This window comes from Bacillus massiliglaciei (assembly GCF_900098925.1).
GTDB lineage: Bacteria > Bacillota > Bacilli > Bacillales > DSM-1321 > Peribacillus > Peribacillus massiliglaciei.
Genome location: NZ_LT622360.1, coordinates 793,860 through 817,843 on the forward strand (window position 1 = coordinate 793,860; position 23,984 = coordinate 817,843).

At 41.6% G+C, this 23,984-nt stretch carries 21 protein-coding genes; 20 read left to right on the forward strand and 1 reads right to left on the reverse strand.

The window, feature by feature from the left end; genetic code table 11:
- Positions 1–134: 134 nt before the first annotated feature.
- The 18 genes from BQ4305_RS20435 (at position 135) to nadE (ending at position 21,164) form a co-directional block, all read left to right on the forward strand.
- Positions 135–548: a CoA-binding protein gene (locus BQ4305_RS20435; protein ID WP_110929551.1), complete on the forward strand. Its 414-nt coding sequence runs from the start codon at positions 135–137 to the stop codon at positions 546–548.
- 236 nt (positions 549–784) lie between these two features.
- On the forward strand, positions 785–2,761 hold the full coding sequence (parE, locus tag BQ4305_RS20440; RefSeq protein ID WP_110929552.1) for a DNA topoisomerase IV subunit B: 1,977 nt from the start codon (positions 785–787) through the stop codon (positions 2,759–2,761).
- Entirely contained in the window at positions 2,761–5,199 is a 2,439-nt protein-coding gene (gene parC, locus BQ4305_RS20445) for a DNA topoisomerase IV subunit A (protein ID WP_110929553.1), read from the forward strand. Before parE ends, parC begins: the two co-directional genes overlap by 1 nt.
- Positions 5,200–5,504: 305 nt before the next feature.
- Positions 5,505–6,866 carry a cytochrome ubiquinol oxidase subunit I gene (locus BQ4305_RS20450; RefSeq protein WP_110929554.1) on the forward strand — a complete coding sequence of 454 codons (1,362 nt, stop codon included), beginning with the start codon at positions 5,505–5,507 and terminating at the stop codon, positions 6,864–6,866.
- Between the two features lie 12 nt (positions 6,867–6,878).
- The gene (locus tag BQ4305_RS20455) at positions 6,879–7,937 is read left to right on the forward strand and encodes a cytochrome d ubiquinol oxidase subunit II (RefSeq protein ID WP_110929555.1); all 1,059 of its coding nucleotides are present in this window, start codon (positions 6,879–6,881) and stop codon (positions 7,935–7,937) included.
- A 17-nt stretch (positions 7,938–7,954) separates the two neighbouring features.
- Positions 7,955–8,710: a hypothetical protein gene (locus tag BQ4305_RS20460; protein WP_110929556.1), complete on the forward strand. Its 756-nt coding sequence runs from the start codon at positions 7,955–7,957 to the stop codon at positions 8,708–8,710.
- A 172-nt stretch (positions 8,711–8,882) separates the two neighbouring features.
- Positions 8,883–9,512, forward strand: coding sequence for a TetR/AcrR family transcriptional regulator (locus BQ4305_RS20465; protein WP_110929557.1), 630 nt, complete (start codon positions 8,883–8,885; stop codon positions 9,510–9,512).
- Between the two features lie 51 nt (positions 9,513–9,563).
- On the forward strand, positions 9,564–10,706 hold the full coding sequence (locus BQ4305_RS20470; RefSeq protein ID WP_110929558.1) for an acyl-CoA dehydrogenase family protein: 1,143 nt from the start codon (positions 9,564–9,566) through the stop codon (positions 10,704–10,706).
- Between the two features lie 73 nt (positions 10,707–10,779).
- Positions 10,780–12,417: an AMP-binding protein gene (locus tag BQ4305_RS20475; RefSeq protein WP_110929717.1), complete on the forward strand. Its 1,638-nt coding sequence runs from the start codon at positions 10,780–10,782 to the stop codon at positions 12,415–12,417.
- 10 nt (positions 12,418–12,427) lie between these two features.
- Positions 12,428–13,777: an acetyl-CoA carboxylase biotin carboxylase subunit gene (locus tag BQ4305_RS20480; protein WP_110929559.1), complete on the forward strand. Its 1,350-nt coding sequence runs from the start codon at positions 12,428–12,430 to the stop codon at positions 13,775–13,777.
- A 45-nt stretch (positions 13,778–13,822) separates the two neighbouring features.
- A complete protein-coding gene (locus BQ4305_RS20485; protein ID WP_110929560.1) occupies positions 13,823–14,038 on the forward strand; it encodes an acetyl-CoA carboxylase biotin carboxyl carrier protein subunit in 216 nt (71 codons plus the stop codon).
- Between the two features lie 14 nt (positions 14,039–14,052).
- Complete coding sequence (locus BQ4305_RS20490) at positions 14,053–14,961, forward strand: hydroxymethylglutaryl-CoA lyase (RefSeq protein ID WP_110929561.1); 909 nt, start codon at positions 14,053–14,055, stop codon at positions 14,959–14,961.
- Positions 14,962–14,970: 9 nt separating this feature from the next.
- Positions 14,971–15,753, forward strand: a complete 783-nt coding sequence (locus BQ4305_RS20495; RefSeq protein WP_110929562.1) for an enoyl-CoA hydratase-related protein — start codon at positions 14,971–14,973, stop codon at positions 15,751–15,753.
- 23 nt (positions 15,754–15,776) lie between these two features.
- Entirely contained in the window at positions 15,777–17,309 is a 1,533-nt protein-coding gene (locus BQ4305_RS20500) for an acyl-CoA carboxylase subunit beta (protein WP_110929563.1), read from the forward strand.
- A gap of 135 nt (positions 17,310–17,444) precedes the next feature.
- Positions 17,445–18,206, forward strand: a complete 762-nt coding sequence (locus BQ4305_RS20505) for an NUDIX domain-containing protein (RefSeq protein ID WP_110929564.1) — start codon at positions 17,445–17,447, stop codon at positions 18,204–18,206.
- Positions 18,207–18,222: 16 nt separating this feature from the next.
- The gene (locus BQ4305_RS20510; RefSeq protein WP_110929565.1) at positions 18,223–18,774 is read left to right on the forward strand and encodes a cysteine hydrolase family protein; all 552 of its coding nucleotides are present in this window, start codon (positions 18,223–18,225) and stop codon (positions 18,772–18,774) included.
- Between the two features lie 63 nt (positions 18,775–18,837).
- Positions 18,838–20,307 (forward strand): nicotinate phosphoribosyltransferase, encoded by a 1,470-nt coding sequence (locus BQ4305_RS20515; RefSeq protein WP_110929566.1) that lies wholly within the window; start codon positions 18,838–18,840, stop codon positions 20,305–20,307.
- A gap of 26 nt (positions 20,308–20,333) precedes the next feature.
- Positions 20,334–21,164 (forward strand): ammonia-dependent NAD(+) synthetase, encoded by an 831-nt coding sequence (gene nadE, locus BQ4305_RS20520; protein ID WP_110929567.1) that lies wholly within the window; start codon positions 20,334–20,336, stop codon positions 21,162–21,164.
- 96 nt (positions 21,165–21,260) lie between these two features.
- On the opposite strand, the gene BQ4305_RS20525 is transcribed toward nadE, so the two are convergent.
- Positions 21,261–21,440 (reverse strand): hypothetical protein, encoded by a 180-nt coding sequence (locus BQ4305_RS20525; protein ID WP_110929568.1) that lies wholly within the window; start codon positions 21,438–21,440, stop codon positions 21,261–21,263.
- Between the two features lie 409 nt (positions 21,441–21,849).
- Here BQ4305_RS20525 and BQ4305_RS20530 point away from each other — a divergent pair, with 409 nt between their 5' ends.
- On the forward strand, positions 21,850–22,314 hold the full coding sequence (locus BQ4305_RS20530; RefSeq protein ID WP_199880778.1) for a hypothetical protein: 465 nt from the start codon (positions 21,850–21,852) through the stop codon (positions 22,312–22,314).
- A 192-nt stretch (positions 22,315–22,506) separates the two neighbouring features.
- The gene (locus BQ4305_RS20535; protein ID WP_110929718.1) at positions 22,507–23,772 is read left to right on the forward strand and encodes a CYP152 family fatty-acid peroxygenase CypC; all 1,266 of its coding nucleotides are present in this window, start codon (positions 22,507–22,509) and stop codon (positions 23,770–23,772) included.
- The last annotated feature ends 212 nt before the right edge of the window (positions 23,773–23,984 follow it).

Below are 23,984 nucleotides of genomic sequence, written 5' to 3' on the forward strand. Positions count from 1 at the left end.
GAAAAAAATAATTAAAAAAAGTTTGTTTAGCTCATTATTCGTTATAATATATTCGGTATCCTTTTAAAAGAGATAAAAGCGGGTATTTAATTAAACGAGTTCTTAAGAAATACATGGAAAGGGACGGTGATAGTATGGCAATAAGTAATCCAAGCAGGGAAGAAATCGGCAAATTGCTGAAACAATCTAAACGAATAGCAGTAGTAGGGTTGAGCGATAACCCTTCGAGAACCTCTTATATGGTTTCAAAAGCTATGCAGGACAGCGGATATGAAATTATTCCTGTTAATCCGACTGTTTCTGAAGTTCTTGGAGTAACAGCGGTGCCCGCCTTAAAAGATGTAAAAGGACACGTAGATATTGTGAATATTTTTAGGCGATCTGAATATCTGCCTGAACTGGCAAGAGAATTTGATTCTATCGATGCAGATATTTTTTGGGCCCAGCTTGGACTTGAAAATGAGGAAGCCTATGACTTTTTGAAGAAAAAAGGCTATACTGTTATTATGGATCGATGTATTAAAGTAGAACATGCTCTTACAAAATAATGGACAGGGGGGCGGCTGCCTCCTTTTTTTCGCCATTTTTACAAGGAGCTCGCACAAATAAAAAGGAAGTGTATATTTCCGTTTGGACAGATACCAAGAACACTTGTTCTGTTTTTGGGTTTGTATTATACTTAGTATGGAACGATAGATGTACATAATTAGTTATCATGGTTAGTCATTTCATTTGAAGTATGATATGGCACGGAAATTGTGTATGGCAAGAAAGGAGAATTTCTGTGGCAAAAAATTTAAAACCAATCGAGTACAATGATGATGCAATCCAGGTATTGGAGGGGCTCGAAGCGGTCAGGAAACGTCCTGGCATGTATATTGGCAGTACAGATACCCGCGGACTTCATCATTTAGTGTATGAGATTGTCGATAACTCCGTAGATGAAGCATTGGCAGGTCACGGGGATCAAATAATTGTAAAAATCCATAAGGACAACAGCGTAAGCGTTACCGATAAAGGGAGAGGCATGCCCACTGGAATGCATAAAATGGGGAAACCTACGCCGGAAGTTATTTTGACGATTCTCCATGCTGGAGGAAAGTTTGGACAAGGCGGCTATAAAACGAGCGGCGGACTTCATGGCGTGGGAGCTTCCGTGGTGAATGCACTGTCTGAGTGGCTGGTTGTTACCATCAAAAGAGATGGCTTTATATATGAACAGCGTTTTGCTAATGGCGGAAAACCAATCACTACTCTTGAAAGAGTTGGCAAAACGAATCAGAGCGGGACGAAAATCCACTTCAAACCAGATCCTTCCATTTTTTCTGTAACTTCTTATAATTACGAAACATTGTCAGAGAGACTTCGTGAGTCTGCCTTTCTATTAAAAGGCATGCAGATTGAGCTGATTGATGAACGCCAGGGACAGCATGAAATATTCCATTATGAAAATGGAATAGAGGCGTTTGTTACTTATTTAAATGAAGAAAAGGATACACTTCATGGAGTGGTCAGTTTTGAAGGGCAGCAAAATGGGATTGAAGTGGATATGGCCTTTCAATTTAATGATGGCTATTCAGAGAATATTCTCAGCTTTGTCAATAATGTGCGGACAAAAGACGGCGGCACTCATGAAGTAGGCGCCAAAACAGCGATGACCCGTTCCTTTAATGACTATGCCAGAAAAGCCGGTCTCCTAAAGGATAAAGATAAGAATCTGGAAGGAACCGATATCCGTGAAGGTCTTTCGGCTATTATTTCAGTAAGAGTTCCGGAAGAACTGCTGCAATTTGAAGGGCAGACGAAGAGCAAGCTTGGAACAAGCGAAGCAAGATCCGCAGTTGATTCCATTGTATCGGAGCATTTAGCTTATTTTTTTGAGGAAGATCCGACAACAAGCACATTGCTTATAAAAAAAGCAATAAAGGCGTTTCAGGCCCGAGAAGCAGCAAGGAAAGCACGGGAAGACGCGCGAAGCGGTAAGAAACGCAAGAAATCAGATACGATCCTGTCAGGAAAACTGACTCCTGCACAATCGAAAAATCCTGATAAAAATGAAATATACCTGGTAGAAGGAGATTCTGCCGGAGGTTCGGCCAAACAGGGAAGGGACAGACGCTTCCAGGCTGTTCTTCCTTTACGGGGAAAAGTTATAAACACAGAAAAAGCTAAGCTGCAGGATATATTCAAAAATGAAGAAATCAACACAATTATCCATGCAATCGGCGCCGGCGTGGGACCGGAATTTAATATTGAAGATACAAACTATGACAAGGTCATCATTATGACGGATGCTGATACGGATGGAGCGCATATCCAAGTCCTCCTGCTCACTTTCTTTTACCGTTATATGAAGCCGCTTATTGAAGCAGGAAAAGTATATATAGCCCTGCCGCCGCTTTATAAAGTCAGCAAAGGCAGCGGAAAGAAAGAGGTCATTGAATATGCCTGGAGCGATGATGAACTGGGGGAAGCAACACAAAAGATTGGCCGGGGATATATTCTTCAGCGCTATAAAGGTCTCGGTGAAATGAACGCAGACCAGCTGTGGGAAACAACGATGAATCCCGAAACAAGAACCTTAATCCGTGTTAAAATCGATGACGCTGCACGTGCAGAGAGAAGGGTTACAACATTGATGGGTGATAAGGTGGAGCCAAGGCGTAAATGGATTGAAACGAATGTAGCTTTTGGCCTGGAAGAAGAATCGAATATTTTAGATAATGAAAATATGTCGATTACAGAGGAGGCCGATGAATAATGACACCAGAAGAAACTTTTCGCGATTTGCCATTAGAAGAGGTCATAGGTGACCGTTTTGGCCGTTACAGTAAATATATTATCCAAGACAGGGCAATCCCGGATGCCAGGGATGGATTAAAACCGGTACAGCGGCGGATTTTATATGCCATGTATGAAGACGGGAATGTGTCTGATAAGCCATTTCGAAAATCCGCAAAAACGGTTGGGAATGTAATTGGCAATTTCCATCCGCATGGGGATACTTCTGTTTATGATGCGATGGTAAGGATGAGCCAAGAATGGAAAGTCCGCAATCCGATGATTCAGATGCACGGGAATAACGGAAGTGTCGATGGCGATCCGCCGGCAGCGATGAGGTACACGGAAGCGAGGCTTTCTTCCATTGCTTCCGAACTGCTAAGAGATATCGATAAGCGGACGGTTGATTTTGTCCCGAATTTTGATGATACATCAGAGGAGCCTGTTGTTTTGCCTGCAATGTTTCCAAATCTGCTCGTGAATGGCTCAACGGGAATTTCAGCAGGCTATGCAACGGATATCCCCCCTCACCAGCTTGGTGAGGTCATTGATGCTGCCATTATAAGGATTGATAATCCGCAGGCAACTGTATCAGAATTAATGACGGCCATTAAAGGCCCTGATTTTCCGACCGGAGGAATTATTCAAGGAATTGAAGGGATCAAGAAAGCTTACGAGACCGGGAAAGGCAAAATTATTATCCGCGGCAAAGTAGATATCGAACCAATCCGCGGGGGAAGAGAGCAAATCGTTATCACGGAAATTCCATATGAGGTGAATAAAGCGAATCTAGTCAAAAAAATGGATGAGCTGCGTTTGGACCGTAAAGTGGAAGGAATTTCAGAAGTCAGAGACGAGACTGACCGGACTGGCATGAGGATTGTTGTGGAATTGAAAAAAGAAGCAGATTCTTCCGGTGTTCTTCACTATTTATACAAGAATACAGATTTGCAGATCACGTACAATTTCAATATGGTTGCCATCTATAAAAAAAGACCGACCACGATGTCTCTTCCTCAATTGCTTGATGCCTATATTGGCCATCGCAAGGAAGTGATTATGAATCGCTCCCGCTATGACCTGCAGAAGGCTAAGGACCGGGCCCATATTGTTGAAGGGCTTATGAAAGCATTATCGATTTTGGATAAGGTTATATCTGTAATCAGAGCTTCGAAAGATAAACGGGACGCAAAAAATAATTTGATTGCTGAGTTCCAGTTTACCGAACCGCAGGCAGAAGCTATTGTTTCCCTGCAGCTCTACCGTTTAACGAATACAGATATAACAGCCTTGGAAAAAGAAGCAACGGAGCTCAGTCAAAGAATCGAAGAACTGACGAAAATTCTTCAAAATGAAAAAGTCCTGCTTCAGGTCATTAAGAAAGAGCTTAGAATGATCAAGAAGGGATTTAATGATACTAGACGTTCCAAAATTGAAGAGCAGATAGAAGAAATTAAAATCAATCTTGAAGTTCTTATTGCCAGTGAAGATGTAATGGTCACCGTAACAGAGGAAGGCTATGTAAAAAGAACGTCTCTCCGTTCTTATGGAGCATCAGGCGGAAATGATTTTGGAATGAAGGATTCTGACAGGCTGTTAGAATGCCTGGAAATGAACACAACGGATGTTCTCCTGCTCTTTACGAATAAAGGGAATTATTTATATTGTCCGGTACATCAGCTACCGGATATTCGCTGGAAGGAAACTGGACAGCATATTGCAAATATCATCCCGATCGATCGTGAAGAACAAATCATAAAAGCCATACCGGTAAAAGACTTCAATCCTGCTGATTTCTTGGTTTTTGTTACCCGTAACGGGATGGTCAAAAAAACAGAACTTCAATCTTATAAAGCTTCTCGGCATTCTAAACCTTTAGTTGCTATCAATCTTAAAGGCGATGATGAACTGGTTGATGTCCACCATACCGACGGAGGACAATCTCTTTTCATTGTGACCAACCAAGGGTATTCATTATGGTTTGATGAGGAAGAAATCAGTAAAATAGGTGTCAGGGCAGCAGGAGTGAAAGGTGTAAATTTAAAAGAAGATGATTTTGTTATTGGCGGCAAAATTTTATCAGAGGGTTCTGCTCTTTCTGTTTTAATTGTCACTCAGCGTGGGGCAGTGAAAAAAATGAAGATAAGTGAGTTTGACAAATCAAGCCGTGCCAAGCGGGGAGTCGTTATTCTTCGAGAATTAAAAGCGCACCCGCACAGAGTGGTTGAATTTGAGACGGTTGACAAAACAGATCTCATAACGGTTCTTTCGGAAAGCGGCCATGAAGAAACGATCAGGGTATCTGATTTAAAATATCACGACAGATATAATAATGGTTCATTTATTATGGATGAATCAGAGAGCGGAAAAGTGAAGCAGGCATGGAAAACTATGATGCCAGGCGAAGAATCACACTGATTCAACTCCTTTTGTATGAAGTTCCTATTGAAACAGTGCCTATATTATTTTTCAAAAGAGTATCGAGAAATCTCGATACTCTTTTGCTATTTCTTCGAAGAAATTCAGGCTGTTCAATCTCGAAATAGTACAGACAAAAAAATTTCGTATCTATATATTTCAAAAAAAACCTCGCCAGAATACAAAAATTTATTCTTAAACAAAGTCACTAAGATAAAAAAGTCATCAAGATTTTAAATAAATATTTTCCAAAACTGAGGGAGATACTACAAACTAAACAATCCTATGAAAAGGTGAGGAGTTATATGGATCATTTACAAATTGCCAGGGCTATGTTTGGAACAAATATGGCTGTACATATTATTTTTGCAACAATTGGAGTAGGCTTGCCAGTTATGATGCTGGCAGCTGAACTAATGTATCAAAAGACAAAGGACCTTCATTATGTCGTTATGGCTAAACGATGGACCAAAACACTAGGAGTGTTACTCGGTGTAGGAATTCCGACAGGTACAATAGCAGGTGTGCAATTATCCCTTTTATGGCCGGGATTTATGGAAGTTATTGGCCGGGTTATGGCCTTGCCTTTTCAAATTGAAATTTATGCTTTTATTGTGGAAGCGCTTTTTATGTCCATTTATGTTTATGCTGCTGAAAGAATCCCTCCATGGGCCAGAATCGTCAGTCTGTCCTTTGTTGCTTTCGGCGCGTTATCCTCAGCTGTTCTTATTTCAAATGTTCACGCTTTTGAAGGTACGCCGGCCGGATTCAGGTTTGAGGATGGACAGATTGTAGATGTGGATCCATGGGCAGCTTTTTTTAATCCCAGTTTCTTGGTTACTGCACTGCATACGGCTTTAACCGCTTTTACAACAGGTGCCTTTGTCGTTGCTTCTGTTGCAGCATACAAAATGCTGAAAAACAGAAAAGAGAGCATGGATTTTAATTTTCACAGAAAGGCATTAAAGATTTCAATTGTCCTTGGTTTGATTTTTTCTTTTTTGACTGCACTGAACGGTCATGCAACAACACAGCATCTTCATCATGAGCAGCCGGAGAAATTAGCAGCTGCAGAAGGTTTATTTGAAACACAGGACCATGCTGGCCTGACGCTTTTGGGTTGGACCGATCGGGAAACTCAAACCGTGAAATATGGGCTTGAATTTCCCGGCCTTTTAAGCATTCTATCTGGGAACAGTTTAGACACAGTGGTCCAGGGTCTAAATGATTTTCCTGAAGAATATTGGCCGCCGCTCTATGTGCATCTCTTATTTAATGTAATGGTCATTATTGGCTCAGGTTTAATTGCTCTGTCCTTGTTTGCCTTCTTATGGGCCAAAATACGTAAAGAAACCGAGTACCCCCGATGGCTGCTGTGGCTTTTCGTCGCTTCTGGGCCATTGGCCGTTCTCTCTATTGAATGCGGCTGGATTTTTGCCTGTACAGGGAGACAGCCATGGACCATCTACAGAATGCTTACAACGGCCGATTCAGTTACTTCACATCAGAACCTTGGTACCTTATTCGGACTGTTTATTGCTGTTTACATTATCTTATGTGCCGCTGTTGTCTTCACGTTGCTTTATTACTTTAAACGGAATGCCGTTGCTGATGATATTTTCAGGGCTGAACAGAAAAATGCCGAGTTATTCGATACCAATTCTTAAGGAGGGGTAAGCATGCCTGATGCGTTAATTGCTATTACGATTGTTTGGGGGTTTGTGTTTCTTTACGCCATTATGGCGACAATGGATTTCGGGGCAGGTTTTTGGTCGATGGTGTATCTGAATCAATCGAACTCAAATGCCACTAAAATAGCCAATAGCTACCTTTCGCCGACTTGGGAGGTAACGAATACATTTATTGTCGGACTCGTTATAGCCATCTATAGCTTATTCCCTGGGGCGGCCTATACGATCGGGACGATTTTAATTGTACCGGCAAGCTTGATTTTACTGCTTTTGTCTATTAGGAGCGCCTTTCTTGTTTTCTCGCACAGTGTTAAGGAATACAGGGTCATTTTAACGTATATTTCTGGGATTACCGGCGTGATTATTCCGGGGCTTTTGATCAGTGTCCTTCCCATCACCCACCTTGGTTTTATCGAGGGGGAGGCAAGGAGTGAATCACTGAATTTGGCTGACTTGTTTTCAAGTCCTAATGAGTACGCCTTTTTCTTTTTCGGGATCTTAAGTACCTTGTTTTTATCTTCTCTCTTGCTTTCAGATTATTCCAAACAGGCAGATGATCTGGATGCTTATAAAATTTACCGAAGAGATGCCATAATTACCGGCCCGCTGGCAGTACTGGCCTCCTTCTGGATTATGGTCACGATGAAACAGGAAGCACGATGGCTCTATGACAGAATGATGGAGGACCGCCTTTTGCTTTGGCTTTCGCTCCTTTTTTTCCTAATTGGCGGTATTGCTTTGTTCCTTCCTTATTTTTCAAAAAAAGAAGTAAAAGGAATGCCCCGGCTCGGAGTAGTAGCCATTGTGATTCAGTATCTGCTGGCAAGCTATGTATACGGGAAGGCCCATCTGCCTTACATTATTTATCCAGATGTGACGATTACGGAAGGCTTTACCGATCCAACCTCTTTTCGCGCTGTATTTGTTACGTACATCATCGGATTTGCCATTCTGGTCCCTGGCTTTTATTATTTCTGGACAATTTTTATGAAAGATCAGCGGAAAAATCAAAGAAGAAATCAGGCTGCCGAGAAAGGGAACTCTTAAAAAGTGAGGGATGATGCATGAATAAGAAAAAAATGCAGGTCATTAAATACGTTGTTTTGGTGTTTTCATTATTTTTATGCTATCAGGCAGTCGAAGCTCATGATAAGGGATTTCCAAATGGACTGTATATATCGAGCAAAGGGGATGTAACAGGGGATAAAAAAACGGATATGATTCAATTGAAAGGAAAGACAGAAGGAGAAGGACGAACGTATAAAAAATTATCTCTTATTATTGAATCGAACCGTCAATCAGTGACTGTTCCTCTGGAAGGGGGCCTGCATCCCTCTATTCAAATGGCGGATTTTAATCATGATAAAGTCAGCGATGTAGTGATTTTGTTTAAGTCTAAACAAGATAAAGAACCGTCTGTAAAATATGTTTATTCATTTCTAAATGGAAAGCCAGAAAAAATTGAGTTGCCTTCATCCGTAGCTGTGATGGCACAATTTAAAGATCATTATATGGCAGAAATCTCGGGTCCGGAGATAGAAACAGCCATGTTTGACATGAGTGCAAGAAAAGAACAGTATGAAAAGCTTGGGCTCTACCAGAAAGGGATTTTAAATGAGCCGGCAGAGCTAATTGTCAGTCCGCCCTCCAAAGTAAAAATCAAACGATTTTGGGGCAGAGGAAAAGGGCTTGCTTTTGAGCAAGTAATCGAAGGAATTTCTAAAAAAGACAAAATTGCCTGTATCACCTCATCATGGATTTTTAAGGACGGAAAATGGAAGATGCTAAAAGCTGAGGTACATCCTTATCAAGTCAAATAATTTTTATGAAAAGGATATCGAGATTGCGAGGGACCAGCCCCCTTCGCATATCTTGATCTCTCTTTTTTTTGATTGAAACCGAATTAAGAAAATATTGACAATTATGTAGTGGGTGATAAAATGATTATACATTTTGTTCTTCACGAAATGAAAGCGGATTCAAAAAGGAGGGCTGCTTACGGAATTAAGAGAACGGATCATCCGCACTTCTCTTGAATTGTTTGAGAGTTCCGGTTTCCATGGCGTGACCGTCAATAAAATTGTAAAAGAAAGCGGAACAAGCAAGGGCGGGTTTTATCACTATTTTCAGTCCAAAGATGAACTTCTTTTTGTCATTCATGATTCTTTTATTTCATATGTTTTGTCAAAAGCCCAGGAAGCTATAGCAACCAATGAACCTCCGTCTGCTAAAATGCAGAAAATTATTAAATCTTTCGTAAAAGTTTTCGACCTCTACAAACCGCACATTTCAGTATTCTACCAAGAAAATATCTACCTTAAACCACATTATAAAGAAGCTGTCAGACAGAAACGAAACTTATATAAAGAAACGATTTTTTCAGTTATCCGCGAGGGGATCGACAAAGGAGAATTCCGTCCTGAACTGCCCGTTGAAATAACCGGGATGTCCATTCTGGGAATGGTTAATTGGTCATATAAGTGGTATCGGCGTGATGGTGAGAAATCAATAGAGGAAATAGGCGATATCTATGTTGATCTTATTCTCCATTCCTTGCTGTGCCTGGAGAACGGAATAAGGACAGAGTATCGGGATTACTTTCTTTCTAACATATCGGAATAAAAAGAAAGCGTTTCCGACCAACTGGTCGGTCTCATATAAAGGAGGGCATTTATGGATTTTGAATTATCAAAAGAACAAAAGATGATTAAAGACATGGTCAGGGAGTTTGCAGAAAAGGAAATTAAACCGATTGCAATTGAACTGGATGCAGAGTCCAAATTTGCAGAGGATGTTTTCAGAAAAATGGGAGATCTGGGTTTGATGGGCATCCCTTTTCCTGAAGAGTACGGAGGTTCTGGCGGTGATACCGTCAGTTATGCCATTGCAGTAGAGGAAATAGGCAAAGCATGCGGGGGAACAGGGTTGAGCTACGCGGCAAACGTTTCCCTTGGAGCCAGTCCGATTTTTTATTTTGGAACTGAAAAGCAGAAACAAAAATATCTTATTCCATTGGCAAAAGGAGAAACACTGGCTTCCTTTGGACTTACTGAACCGAATGCCGGTTCCGACGCAGGAGGCACAAGAACGAAGGCAGTCCTTGAAAATAATGAATATGTAATAAATGGAGAGAAAACCTGGATTACGAATGCAAGCTATGCAAGGACAATAACGGTAACAGCTGTTTCCGGGCAGGACAGCAAAGGGAAAAATATTATATCAGCCTTTATTGTTCCGACAGATACTCCGGGATTAACGATTAACAGCAATTATGAAAAAATGGGTGTCAGAGCATCCAATACATGTGAAATCATTCTTGATAATGTAAGAGTGCCGGCTGAAAATCTGCTTGGCGATGCCAAAGGCGGATTTAAGCAGTTTTTGTTTACTCTTGATGGCGGAAGGATATCGATAGCGGCTCTGGCCGTCGGAATAGCCCAAGCGGCCTTCGAAAGGGCTTTGGCCTTTGCGAAAGAGAGGGTTCAATTTGGCAAAACGATATCTAATTTCCAGGCGATTCAGTTCAAGTTAGCGGATATGGCAATGGAAATCGAATTGGCCCGTAATATGGTCTATAAGGCGGCCTGGCTGAAGGATCAAAAGAAACCGTTTACAAAAGAAGCTGCTTATGCAAAGCTTTATGCCAGTGAAACATCGTTTCGTGCAGCCAATCAGGCGATTCAGATTCATGGCGGTTCAGGATATATGAGGGAGTATGAAGTGGAGCGCTATTTGCGGGATGCAAAACTTCTGGAGATAGGTGAAGGTACTTCAGAGATTCAGAGAATGGTTATCGCCAGGCAGATTGGCTGTTAAAGGAACGACCGGCAGCTAGGTATGACAGAAAGATTCCTCATTTTTGAAATAAAGGAGTGTTTCAATGTCTGAATTGTTGCATGTTACAGTCGGTCAGCTGCTAAAAGATACAGCGCAAAAATATCCAGAAAATGAAGCGGTTGTTTATCATGACCTCGATCTGCGCTATACGTACCAGGAATTCGAGAATGTATGCCGTCAGGCGGCGAAGGGGTTTATGTCCCTCGATATCCAAAAAGGTGATCACATTGCCATCTGGGCAACAAATAGACCTGAATGGCTAATCACTCAGTTTTCAACGGCTAAGATGGGCGGCATATTGGTGACGGTCAATACAAACTATCAAAAGACAGAATTGGAATATTTGATGAGACAGTCGGATTCTTCTACTTTAATTTTAATTGATGGCTATAAGGATCACTCCTATATTGATACTTTATATGAAATCGTCCCAGAACTTGCTGATGCCATACCGGGACAATTAAGATCCGAGAAGATGCCGAAGCTCCGGAATGTGATTGTATTGGGAGAAAAGCGTTATCCTGGTACTTTTTCCTGGCGGGATCTTATACAGGGAGGGAATTCCGTTTCCGAAGATGCACTGGATATTAGGATTTCAAGCTTGGATTATCATGATGTGATTAACATGCAATATACATCTGGGACGACTGGATTCCCTAAAGGGGTCATGCTCACGCATTCGAATCTTGTGAATAACGGCTTGAATGTAGCCGCATGCATGAACCTGACCGAATCGGACCGGCTCTGCATACCTGTGCCCTTCTTTCATTGCTTTGGGTGCGTGCTTGGTACAATGGCGTCCGTTTCTGTCGGAGCTGCCATGGTCCCGCTTGTTGAATTCAATCCAAAGGATGTTTTAAGAGTAGTAGAGTCAGAGAAATGCACAGCCTTGCATGGCGTTCCTACCATGTTTATCTCTGAACTCAATCTTCCGGATTTTGATTCATATGATTTACGTTCACTTCGGACAGGAATTATGGCCGGTTCGAATTGCCCGATTGAAGTCATGCGGAATGTAATGGGGAAAATGGGAGCTTCAGAAATTACAATCACATACGGACAAACAGAATCATCCCCTGGAATTACGATGACAAGAGCAGAGGATCCAATTGAACTGAAAGTTTCTTCCGTTGGCAGGGCTTTGCCGAATGTCGAAGTAAAAATCATCAATCCGCAGACAGGCAGAGAAGTTCCAACAGGGATCCAGGGGGAATTATGCACACGGGGCTATCATGTTATGGCCGGATATTATAAAAACCCAGAAGCGACAAAAGAAGCCATTGATGGAGAGGGATGGCTTCATACCGGAGATTTGGCTGAAATGGATGAAAAGGGGTACTGCAAAATTACCGGCCGGCTCAAGGACATGATCATCAGAGGCGGTGAGAATATTTATCCGCGGGAAATAGAGGAATTCCTGTACGGACATCCTGCCGTAATCGATGTTCAGGTTATAGGCGTTCCGGATGAGAAATATGGAGAAGAAGTCATGGCCTGGGTCATCTTGAAAGATGGCGAAACCATTACAGACCAGGAATTAAAGGAATATTGCAAAGGGAAGATTTCTCGGCACAAGATTCCGAGATACATTCAGTTTACTGAATCTTTTCCGATGACGGCTTCGGGGAAAATTCAAAAATTTAAACTGAGGGAGCAATCAATTGGTATATTGCCAGAATCCACACGTTAGGAGGAATCATATGTTCAACAAAATCCTGATCTCTAATCGAGGCGAAATTGCCAGACGAATTATCCGTACGTGCAAAAGGCTCGGGATTAAAACGGTTGCTGTTTTTTCAGAGGCAGATAAAGATTCTCCTTTTGTTTCAGAAGCTGATGAAGCCTATCTTTTAGGCGGGCCGCGTGTTCAGGAAAGTTATTTGAATGCCGGAAAAATCATAGAAATTGCGAAAAAGAGCGGGGCAGATGCTGTGCATCCTGGATATGGTTTTTTAAGTGAAAATGCAGAATTTGCCCAGAACTGTCAGACTGCCGGTTTAGTTTTCATAGGGCCTGACTCAAAAGTGATTCAGAAAATGGGCGATAAAGTAGAAGCGAGAATAACTATGGAGAAAGCTGGTATCCCTCTTGTTCCCGGGCTTTCAAGATCGCTAAGGGATATCGACGATGCAGCTTCGGCCGCAAAGGAAATCGGTTATCCAGTGATGCTGAAGGCCTCTGCCGGCGGCGGCGGAATCGGAATGCAGGCCCTCCATAACGAACAAGAACTGTTGAAGGCTTATGAGGGGATCCAAAAACGTGCTCAGCAGTTTTTTGGTGACGGCAATTTGTTTATTGAAAAATTGATTGAAAAGCCAAGACATATTGAGATACAGGTTCTAGCCGATCAGTATGGGAATGCCGTTTATTTATGGGAAAGAGAATGCTCTGTACAGAGACGCAATCAGAAAGTAATTGAAGAAGCGCCATCCTTCTTTTTAAAGAATGAAACGAGAGAGAAAATGGGGCAGGCAGCATTGGCAGCGGTCAAGTCCATCGGCTATTTCAATGCCGGTACGATCGAATTTCTTGTTGATGCCCATCAGAACTTTTACTTCTTGGAAATGAATACAAGGCTTCAGGTGGAGCATCCGGTAACGGAACAAATAACAGGCCTTGATCTAGTAGAACAGCAAATCCTTGTGGCAGGGGGGCATCATCTTTCATTTACACAATCAGAAATTCTGCACAGCGGGCATGCGATTGAAGTCAGAATTTATGCGGAAGATCCGAAAACCTTTTATCCGGCTCCGGGAACTATCACCTCTCTGTCAGTACCTGAGGGTGAAGGAATCCGGCATGAATTGGCTGTAACAGGGAACTCTGCAGTTTCTCATTTTTATGATCCAATGATTGCTAAAATGATTGTTTCTGCAAAAACAAGGGATGCAGCAATAGAGAAGCTGGTTTCTGCTTTAGATAATTATAAGGTAGAAGGAATTAAAACGAATATCCCTTTATTGAAAGAAGCGGTCAGTCACGAAGCTTTTAAAAGAGGTGATACCACAACAGATTTTATTGCGAAAAACATTCAAAAGATGGGCGTATAATCATGGACAGCAGCAGTCTAATTTAACATACAGGAGGAATGAATGATGAGTGAAATAAAAGCGAGTATGGCCGGAAGTGTGTGGAAAATTACAGCGGAAACGGGGCAAAAAGTGGAAGAAGGGCAGGAAGTGATAATTTTGGAGTCCATGAAAATGGAAATTCCGATTGCGGCTGAAGAAGCGGGCGTGATTAAAGAATTTAAAGTGAGTGAAGGAGATTTTGTCAATGAAGGAGATATATTAGCAGTCTTGGAAAAATAGATGGAGGCGATTCGATGAAATGGCCCGATAAGGTATTAATCAAGGAAGTAGGTCCCCGTGACGGTCTGCAAAATGAAAAAAATATTCTTCCTACTGACCGAAAAGTAGATTGGATCGACCTGCTTTCTGAAACTGGACTTTCGTATATTGAAGTGACGTCTTTCGTGAATCCCAAATGGATTCCGCAGTTAAGTGATGCTAAGAAGGTGGCTAAAGATATCAAAAGAAATCCATCAGTTGTGTACGGAGCATTGGTTCCAAATCAGCGCGGGTTAGAAGATGCACTTGAGGCTGAGATGGATGAAATATCTGTATTCATGTCCGCAAGTGAGACTCATAACTTAAAAAATATCAATAAAACAATCAAAGAAACATTTCCGGTGCTAAAACATGTAATACAAGACGCTGGTATTCATAATAAAAGCGTCCGCGGTTATGTTTCTACTGTATTTGGCTGTCCCTATGAGGGAATGGTTAAGCCGGATGATGTGTTTTGGATCTGTGATCAGCTGTTCGAATTTGGAATTGATGAATTATCGCTTGGAGATACCATTGGAGTTGCTTCACCTAAGCAGGTAGATGAATTTTTAACTCTCGCTGCAAAAAGATACAGCAAATCAAAACTTGCCCTTCACTTTCATGACACGAGAGGCATGGCCTTGTCCAATATTTTGATTGCTCTTGATCATGGGATTACAACTTTCGACTCGTCTTTAGGCGGTCTAGGCGGCTGTCCCTATGCACCGGGGGCAAGCGGAAATGTTGCAACCGATGACCTCATACACATGTTACACAATATGGGGGTTGAAACGGGCGTAAAGGCTCAGAAAATAGCACAGGCGGGTAAATATTTGCAAGAAGCTCTGAATAAGCAACTGGAAAGTCACCAAATGGCTATCTATAATTCACAAATCAAACAGTAGGAGGAGACCATGGAAGATCTTGTTGAAGTGAAGATGCTTGAAGAAGGAATTGCCCTTCTTACTTTAAACCGGCCAAGTGCAGCCAATGCTTTATCAAGAGAACTTCTTCATGCCTTATCCAGATCTTTAGAAAAAATCAGCGAGGATCACAGTCTGCGTACTGTAATTTTGACCGGTGCCGGCACTAAAGCTTTTTGTGCCGGAGCTGATTTAAAGGAGAGGGCCGGCATGAATGAAACGGACACCGTTAAAACAGTTGCCCTAATTGGCAAAACGATTAGTGCGCTTGAAGAACTCCCTGTACCGGTCATTGCTGCTATAAATGGTGCGGCATTTGGAGGAGGGCTTGAACTGGCCTTAGCATGTGATATTCGTTTGGCTTCTGAAACAGCCAAGTTGGGACTTACCGAAACATCATTGGGGATTATTCCAGGAGCAGGAGGAACCCAAAGACTGCCTAGAATCGCCGGTGTGGCGGTTGCTAAAGAATTGATATATACAGCAAGAAAACTGGATGCACGAACGGCTCAGGAATTAAAGATTGTCAGCGGAGTCTTTTCACCGGAACAGCTTCTCCCGGAAGCCAAACAACTCGCAAGGGAAATGTCCCGGAATGCTCCTCTCGCTTTACGGGCGGCCAAATCGGCCATTAATGAAGGAGTGGATCTCCCCCTTGATCAGGGTCTGGAAGCAGAAAAAAGATGGTACCAGACGACGATTTCTTCCAATGACCGACTGGAGGGTCTGAAGGCCTTCAAGGAAAAACGGAAGCCAATGTTTACCGGAAACTAAAAAAATGGAAAGGGGATGAAAAGATGACATATACAAAGGAAAAGCTCAATGAAACGGTAGACCTTATCAAAAAAGGGGGGGCGGCAAAGTACCACGAAAAAAACGCTAAAGCAGGAAAGATGTTTGTACGTGACAGACTCCGTCTTTTGTTCGATGAGGAACTCGATATTGAAGATGCCTTCTTTGCCAATTGTTTAGTAGAGGGTCTTCCGGCAGACGGCGTTGTAACAGGCATTGGCAAAATAAATGGACAAAAAGTTTGTGTGATGGCGAATGATTCAACAGTCAAAGCGGGCTCATGGGGAGCTAGGACGGTTGAGAAAATAATTCGCATTCAGGAAACCGCGGATAAGCTGAAACTTCCTCTCTTATATTTAGTGGACTCAGCCGGAGCGCGCATCACCGACCAAGTCGAAATGTTCCCAGGAAGGCGGGGGGCCGGAAGAATTTTTTATAATCAGGTGAAACTGTCTGGGAAAGTTCCGCAAATCTGCCTGCTATTTGGACCTTCAGCAGCCGGAGGAGCATACATACCGGCCTTTTGCGATATTGTAGTCATGGTTGAAGGCAATGCTTCTATGTATCTGGGTTCCCCGCGTATGGCTGAAATGGTCATCGGCGAAAAGGTTTCAGAGGAAGAAATGGGCGGTGCAAAAATGCATTGTTCTGTATCAGGGTGCGGGGATGTGATGGTATCTTCTGAAACGGAAGCAATCCAGTTTGTCCGTGAGTATTTAACATACTTTCCAGCCAATTTTGAAGAGAAGCCGAAGAAATACGAAGGAAAAGCTCCGGCAGTTTTTGAAAAAAGCATCGATGAAATTATTCCGGCAAATCAGAATGCTCCTTTTAATATGATCGATCTTATTGAAAGACTGACCGATGAAGGCACCTTTCTGGAAATAAAAAAACTCTTTGCAAAAGAGTTAATTACCGGGCTCGCCCGGATGGATGGCCGAACAATGGGTATCATAGCCAATCAGCCCCGGGTAAAAGGGGGCGTTCTATTCCATGACTCTGCAGATAAAGCGGCAAAATTTATTAATTTATGTGATGCTTTTCATATCCCGCTTCTTTTTCTTGCGGATATTCCGGGTTTCATGATCGGCACAAAAGTAGAACAGGCGGGAATTATCCGCCATGGAGCTAAGATGATATCTGCCATGAGTGAGGCGACTGTTCCTAAGATTTCGGTGATTGTCCGCAAAGCTTACGGTGCCGGATTATATGCGATGGCAGGTCCAGCCTTTGAACCGGATTGCTGCCTGGCCTTGCCTACCGCTTCAATCGCTGTTATGGGACCGGAAGCAGCCGTGAATGCTGTTTATGCAAATAAAATAAATGCTCTTGAACCTTCAGAACGACAGGCTTTTATTGAACAAAAAAGAGAAGAATATAATCAGGATATTGATATTTATAGACTTGCTTCCGAAATGATAGTAGATGCTATTGTACAGCCGAATGATCTCCGCCATGAATTAATAAAACGATTTGATGCATATGAAAGCAAGCAAGTGAATTTCACTGACCGAAAACATGGAGTATACCCAGTCTGAATTCAAGCGTCCTGATTGATTCGGGGCGCTTTTTCTTTATGGAAATGTTTGCAATTTATCTATATTTTATGTATGATAATTAGTAATTAAGCGTTTATTAATTACTTAGGTATAAGTCAGAAAGAGAGTGTAGCTATGGGGAACGTCAAAAAAGTTTATAGGACGCCTGATGGATACACAGCTGACATAGCCGTATTTACCATCACGTCGACAAAAACGAACGAAAAAGCTCCGCCATCCATGCATTTGAAAATCATGCTCATTAAAAGGGCCATGAAAAACAGGGAAGGAGAGCCCAATATTGAAGCGGGAAAATGGGCACTTCCAGGCGGGTTTGTCATGCCTAATGAAACAGCTGGAGCAGCCGCTGCCAGAGAGTTAAAGGAAGAAACGGGTGTATCCGGCTTTTTATTAAAGCATTTCGGGGTTTACGACCAGCCTGGGAGGGATCCAAGAGGCTGGATCATTACCAATGCTTTCTTTGCCATCGTCCAGGAGGAATTCCTTTATGAAAGAAAAGCCGATGATGATGCTGCTGAAGTTGAATTGTTCACACTGGAAGAATTAAGCGGACTGGAGCTTGCCTTTGACCATGATTCAATCATCCATGAAGCGATTGCCGTCTTAAAACAAGAAATGAGCCGTTCAACGATTGCCAAACAATTTTTGCCTAAAGAATTCACACTCTCTGAATTACAGCGGGTTTTGCTTGCAGTTGGTCCTGATCCAAAAATCAGTGCCGATTCTTTATTTTTTTCAAAGGCCCCGCGCCTGCCTTTTTTAGAAAGAATCACAGATGAGAATGGTATGCCTAAAAAAACGAAAAGAAATTCTTTTCGGCCTTCCCAGCTGTATCGATTTAATCAAGAAGCCGTGAAGGATTCAATTTATTATTAAGGAAAGGACTGAAATAATGACAAATAAGGCCTTAATAAATATTGATTATACGTTTGATTTTGTAGCGGATGAAGGGGCACTCACTTGCGGAAAACCCGGTCAGGAAATTGAGCAGAAGCTGACGGCAGTTACAGAACAGTTTATCGCTGATGGGGACTTTACGGTATTTGCGATCGATCTTCATGATGAAGGGGATCAATATCATCCGGAAACGAAGCTGTTCCCGCCGCATAATATTCGCGGTACAAAGGGCAGAGAGCTGTACGGGAAGCTAAAAGATGTCTATGAAACAAATAAAAATCTGCCAAATGTCCACTATATAGATAAAACCAGATATTCAGCCTTTGCCGGAACCGATCTGAATGTAAAACTGCGGGAAAGGGGAATTACAGATATCTACCTTGTTGGGGTCTGTACGGATATATGCATTTTGCATACCGCAGCGGACGCTTACAACCTTGGGTATAATCTATTTGTTTATGAAGAGGCAGTTGCTTCTTTTAATCAAGCAGGACATGAATGGGCTTTAGGACATTTTAAAGATGCACTTGGAGCAGCCGTCGTTTAATTATGAAGATAAAGATATAAAGAGAGAGGATGCCCTGCAGCCTTCTCTTGGGAGGAATATTTTATGAGAACAGAGTATCAGGATGATAGCTTTGCATTACACACCGACCTATATCAAATTAATATGGCACAGACGTATTGGATGGATCAGACCCATGAAAGAAAAGCTGTTTTTGAAGTCTTTTTCCGAAAGCTTCCCTTTGACAGCGGCTATGCAATTTTTGCGGGATTAGAAAAAATAGTCCATTACCTGCAGAACTTAAAATTTTCAAAAAGTGATATTGAATACTTGGAAAAGGAACTCGGCTATGACCCGAAATTCCTTCAATATTTAAGTGAAATGACGTTTACCGGTACGATCCGCTGCATGAAAGAGGGAGAGCTGGTTTTTGCAAATGAGCCCATTTTACGTGTGGAAGCACCTCTTGGAGAAGCTCAGCTTATTGAAACAGCTCTTTTAAATATTGTGAACTACCACACACTTGTAGCGACTAAAGCCTCTAGAATCAAACATGTGATTGGAAATGATTCTGCGCTTGAATTTGGCTCCCGCCGTGCCCAGGAAATGGATGCAGCCATTTGGGGAGCGCGCGCAGCCTATATTGCCGGTTTCGATTCTACAAGCAATGTGAGAGCAGGGAAACTGTTCGGCATTCCGGTATCAGGAACTCATGCCCATTCAATGATCCAGGCATATAACGATGAATACACTGCTTTTCACAAATATGCCAGTACCCACAAGGATTGTGTATTTCTTGTTGATACGTATGATACTTTGCGCTCTGGAGTCCCAAATGCGATTCGGGTTGCAAAGGAGCTAGGGGATCAAATTAATTTTATCGGAATACGCCTTGACAGCGGAGATTTGGCTTATTTGTCCAAAGAAGCCAGAAGAATGCTTGATGAAGCTGGTTTTCCGGATGCAAAGGTCATAGCATCTAATGATTTGGATGAGTATACGATTATTAACTTAAAGCAGCAGGGTGCAAAAATAGATATTTGGGGAATCGGCACTAAGTTAATCACGGCCTTCGATCAGCCTGCACTGGGAGCTGTATATAAAATGGTTTCAATCGAGGATGAAAATGGGAATATGGTAGATACAATCAAGATTTCATCCAATCCTGAAAAAGTTTCTACCCCGGGATTGAAACGGGTATATAGAATCATAAATAAAATTAACCATCATTCAGAAGGAGATTACATAGCGATGGAGGACGAAAATCCTCAGGAAGAGGAAAAGCTCAAGCTGTTCCATCCTGTCCATACGTTCTTAAGCAAATTCGTGACGGACTTCGAAGCAGTAGACCTTCATCAGGATATCTTTATTGATGGCAAATTAGTCTATGAAATGCCGCATATTGATTCAATAAAAAAATATGCGGAAGAAAGCCTCAAAGTATTATGGCCGGAATATCTGCGCGCCTTGAATCCTGAAGAGTATCCAGTTGATTTGAGCCAAAAATGCTGGGACAATAAGATGCGCAATATCGCCGAAGTGAAGAAAAAAGTAGAAAAGATGACCGTCAAATAAATGAAATTGGGAGAGGTGTATGAATAATGCGTACTTTACAAAAGAAAATCATCCAAAAACTTTTAGTACAGCCGCAGATTGATCCGGAAACTGAATTCAGAAGAAGCGTCGACTTCCTAAAAGAATATTTAACAAAGCATTCTTTTTTAAAAAGCCTTGTCTTGGGAATCTCAGGCGGCCAGGATTCTACTTTGGCCGGTTTTATGGCGCAAACAGCTGTAAACGAGCTTAATGAAGAAAAAGGAGCAGACGAATATACATTTATTGCAGTGAGCCTCCCGTATGGTGTACAGGCAGATGAAGCGGACAGGCAAATGGCTCTGGAGTTTATCAAACCGAGCATGTCGGTTACCGTGAATATCAAGGCAGCTGTTGATGCGTCTGTACAGGCAGTAAAAGAGGCAACCGGCAAAGAGCTGAGTAATTTCTTAAAAGGAAATGTCAAGGCACGCGAACGGATGAAAGTTCAATATGATTTAGCCGGTCTTTACAAAGGTGTCGTACTTGGTACGGATCATGCAGCGGAAGCTGTTACCGGATTTTTCACAAAGCATGGTGACGGTGCTGCTGATTTGATCCCTTTATTCCGTTTGAATAAGAGACAGGGAAGAGCCATTTTGAAGCATGTAGGAGCGCCGGAACGTCTATACCTTAAGACGCCAACTGCAGATTTAGAAGACGATAAGCCGCAACTCCCGGATGAGGTTGCATTAGGTGTAACCTATGATGATATAGATAATTATCTGGAAGGCAAGGAAGTTAGCCAGGGTGCAGCGGAAAAAATCGAAAACTGGTATATGAAAACCGAACATAAACGAAATGAAGCCATTAATGTTCTTGATGATTGGTGGAAATAATAAAGTACAAAATGAAAAAGAGGCTGGACATAACTAAAATATTCCTCACTAAATACGAATATTTAGGATGAAGTTCTTCTATAGAAAAAAACCGAACTATTCAACATTCTTATTATCGAATGCTGAATAGTTCGGTTTTTTCTTTGGCTGAAATCCTTTTGTTTCAGCCTCTTTTTGTTGCTTAAGCTGTAGGAGTTCCATTTCCGGGACAACATCCATTTGAGCTGCATCCTTAATAAGACTTTCCTTCGCATCCTTTCTTTCATTCCCCGTCACTTGTACCTTCTGTCTCCGGCAAACAAAGGAGATGGTTGCTCTATTACCCCTTTAAGTAATTCTTCATAAACCTTTTCTGAAACGTCAGTAAGACTTCGACAACTTCATAGGTATACCTGCTGTGCAATACTCCTAGGCCTGTGGGATCAAGAGGCATGCATAGCAAGAATCGATTCAGGAAAAAATGATATTCTTAATGAATTTTTTACATTTTATAAAAATGGCCAAATCATTTACGGAATATAATATAGATAACCTCTTGGAAAGGAGATTTTCTGCTATGCTGAATTCAGAAAAAATATATGAAAAGATTCAGGAGGAACTCCCAGAGATTTTTTTGCCTCAAGCGCAATTGTCTTCATTAACAAAAGATATGTCTGAGTGTTACCAGAAGATTACGGAGAATATAATGGAGCATATAACACTTGGTTCACGCCGCTTTTTTAGCAGTGATCAATATCATATTAAACTTCAGTCTGATCAATCCCTTACCGCAGAGTCCCTGAAAAATAAAATTATTATTCAATTAATAGGTGAAAATGGTTTTATCGTAACCGTTATTAACAAAACAGGATGCGATTTCTATAAAATTACTCATACCATTATCAAAATAGAAGCAGCTAAGCTGCAGCTATACTCTATTCCTTATAAAGCCTCCGCAAAAAAGAAAGCTGTTTCTGAAAGGAATAAGCTGAGCTATGTTCATGAAATGACAAATCCGCAGGCACAGTATAAAACTGATTTCACTCATAATCCAGCCGTATATAAAATGTATGATGATGAAGGCTGTTCAATGGACCAAGAGTTTCCCTCTCTGGAAGAGGTATTCCGTTTTGTAATGGATAACGGAAACATTCAGATGAACAAAAATTAACGAATTGCTTATCAATTTTGCAGTTCTGTGGAATAGTATGAATGTCTTGCCATGTAATTTCTCGTTTGACCGGTATGAAAAAAGGGGTATTTTTACTTCTGAACGCAAATCTTCTTCAGCTGCTCTTTTTACAGAAAAGCACCTAAATCACTTAAAACAGTACATAACATTTCCAAGGAGGCTGACATGAGGATAAAAGGACAGGTACCGGTCGAAAGAACTTTGGACAACAGCATTTTGTTGCTTAAGGAAGGCTATAATTTTATACAGAACCGCTGTGAAGAATATCAAACAGACATTTTTGAAACCAGGCTGCTTGGGAAGAAAGCTATATGTATGAAAGGCGAGGAAGCGGCCCGTATGTTTTATAATACTGATTTATTCCAGCGCAGCGGAATGATTCCCAAGAGAATACAAAAGTCTCTCTTTGGAGAAAATGCGATTCAAACACTTGACGGTTCCCTGCACGAACATCGAAAAGTTTTATTTCTCTCCTTAATGACCCCTCTCAAGATTGAAAAATTATCAAAGATATACAGGGCGTTTTGGCAAAGAAAATTAGAGGGATGGAGAACATCACAACACGTTATTTTGTTTGAAGAGGCCCAGGAAATACTTTGCAGGGCAGTGTGTGAATGGTCAGGTGTTCCTTTACCGGAACAAGATGTAACAAGGAGAGCGGAAGATTTTATTTCGATGGTAGATGCTTTTGGAGCAGTCGGTCCAAGATATCAGAAAGGAAAGAAAGCAAGGGCGCGTGCAGAAGAATGGATTATGGAAATAATCACTGAAATTCGAAACGGAGAAAGAAAAGTGCCTGAAGAAACAGCTATTCATGCAATGGCGTGGCATAGAGATGCTTCTGGAAGCCTTTTGGATGTTCGAATGGCTTCAATCGAACTGATTAATGTGCTGCGACCAGTGGTAGCTAACGCTTATTTCCTTGCTTTCGCACCCCTTGCTCTTCATGATTTTCCAGAGACACAGCAAAAACTGACTGGCCAACGAAAAAATAAGTATGCAGAATGGTTTTGTCAGGAGGTCCGCCGTTTTTATCCATTTGCTCCCTTTTTAGGTGCCGGCGTGCGAAAAGATTTCATGTGGAAAGACTACCATTTTAAAGCAGGGCAAATGGTACTGCTTGATTTGTACGGAACAAATCATGATCCAAGACTATGGACAGATCCAGAAATTTTTAAACCCGAAAGATTTGAAAACTGGAGTGGAGGGCTGTTCGATTTAATCCCACAGGGAGGCGGTGATCCAAGAAAAGGTCATCGCTGTCCGGGAGAAGGGATTACATTAGAAATTATGAAAATTTCTGTAGAGCTTTTGGTGAATGAAATGGAATATGAAGTACCGAATCAGGACTTACACTACAGCCTGGCTAGAATGCCTTCCCTGATCGAAAGCGGTTTTGTTATGACGGATGTACAAAAGAAAAAGACATACCTATGATGAAGGTATAATGATGACAATGACAAAAGATGACAGGAGGAAATCTCTTGAAGTCTTTTGTCATTTTTATGAGGAATCAAATACATCAGGCTAATTAAGGAAGTGCAAAAAAACTGAAAATTTAAATAAAAGGGCAAAAAAATAAGAATTTAATAGTTTTCTTAATAAAAATGTATAAAAACACAGAAAAACGGAGAAATATAGGAAAATTT

What these genes read in the sequence shown, in the direction of transcription:
- BQ4305_RS20530 (WP_199880778.1), top strand. Translation starts at nt 21,850, where the DNA reads ATGGAGCATATAACACTTGGTTCACGCCGCTTTTTTAGCAGTGATCAA.
- BQ4305_RS20480 (WP_110929559.1), top strand. Translation starts at nt 12,428, where the DNA reads ATGTTCAACAAAATCCTGATCTCTAATCGAGGCGAAATTGCCAGACGA.
- BQ4305_RS20505 (WP_110929564.1), top strand. Translation starts at nt 17,445, where the DNA reads ATGGGGAACGTCAAAAAAGTTTATAGGACGCCTGATGGATACACAGCT.
- BQ4305_RS20455 (WP_110929555.1), top strand. Translation starts at nt 6,879, where the DNA reads ATGCCTGATGCGTTAATTGCTATTACGATTGTTTGGGGGTTTGTGTTT.
- BQ4305_RS20460 (WP_110929556.1), top strand. Translation starts at nt 7,955, where the DNA reads ATGAATAAGAAAAAAATGCAGGTCATTAAATACGTTGTTTTGGTGTTT.
- BQ4305_RS20470 (WP_110929558.1), top strand. Translation starts at nt 9,564, where the DNA reads ATGGATTTTGAATTATCAAAAGAACAAAAGATGATTAAAGACATGGTC.
- BQ4305_RS20450 (WP_110929554.1), top strand. Translation starts at nt 5,505, where the DNA reads ATGGATCATTTACAAATTGCCAGGGCTATGTTTGGAACAAATATGGCT.
- parC (WP_110929553.1), top strand. Translation starts at nt 2,761, where the DNA reads ATGACACCAGAAGAAACTTTTCGCGATTTGCCATTAGAAGAGGTCATA.
- BQ4305_RS20435 (WP_110929551.1), top strand. Translation starts at nt 135, where the DNA reads ATGGCAATAAGTAATCCAAGCAGGGAAGAAATCGGCAAATTGCTGAAA.
- BQ4305_RS20490 (WP_110929561.1), top strand. Translation starts at nt 14,053, where the DNA reads ATGAAATGGCCCGATAAGGTATTAATCAAGGAAGTAGGTCCCCGTGAC.
- BQ4305_RS20500 (WP_110929563.1), top strand. Translation starts at nt 15,777, where the DNA reads ATGACATATACAAAGGAAAAGCTCAATGAAACGGTAGACCTTATCAAA.
- BQ4305_RS20510 (WP_110929565.1), top strand. Translation starts at nt 18,223, where the DNA reads ATGACAAATAAGGCCTTAATAAATATTGATTATACGTTTGATTTTGTA.
- nadE (WP_110929567.1), top strand. Translation starts at nt 20,334, where the DNA reads ATGCGTACTTTACAAAAGAAAATCATCCAAAAACTTTTAGTACAGCCG.
- BQ4305_RS20515 (WP_110929566.1), top strand. Translation starts at nt 18,838, where the DNA reads ATGAGAACAGAGTATCAGGATGATAGCTTTGCATTACACACCGACCTA.
- BQ4305_RS20485 (WP_110929560.1), top strand. Translation starts at nt 13,823, where the DNA reads ATGAGTGAAATAAAAGCGAGTATGGCCGGAAGTGTGTGGAAAATTACA.
- BQ4305_RS20495 (WP_110929562.1), top strand. Translation starts at nt 14,971, where the DNA reads ATGGAAGATCTTGTTGAAGTGAAGATGCTTGAAGAAGGAATTGCCCTT.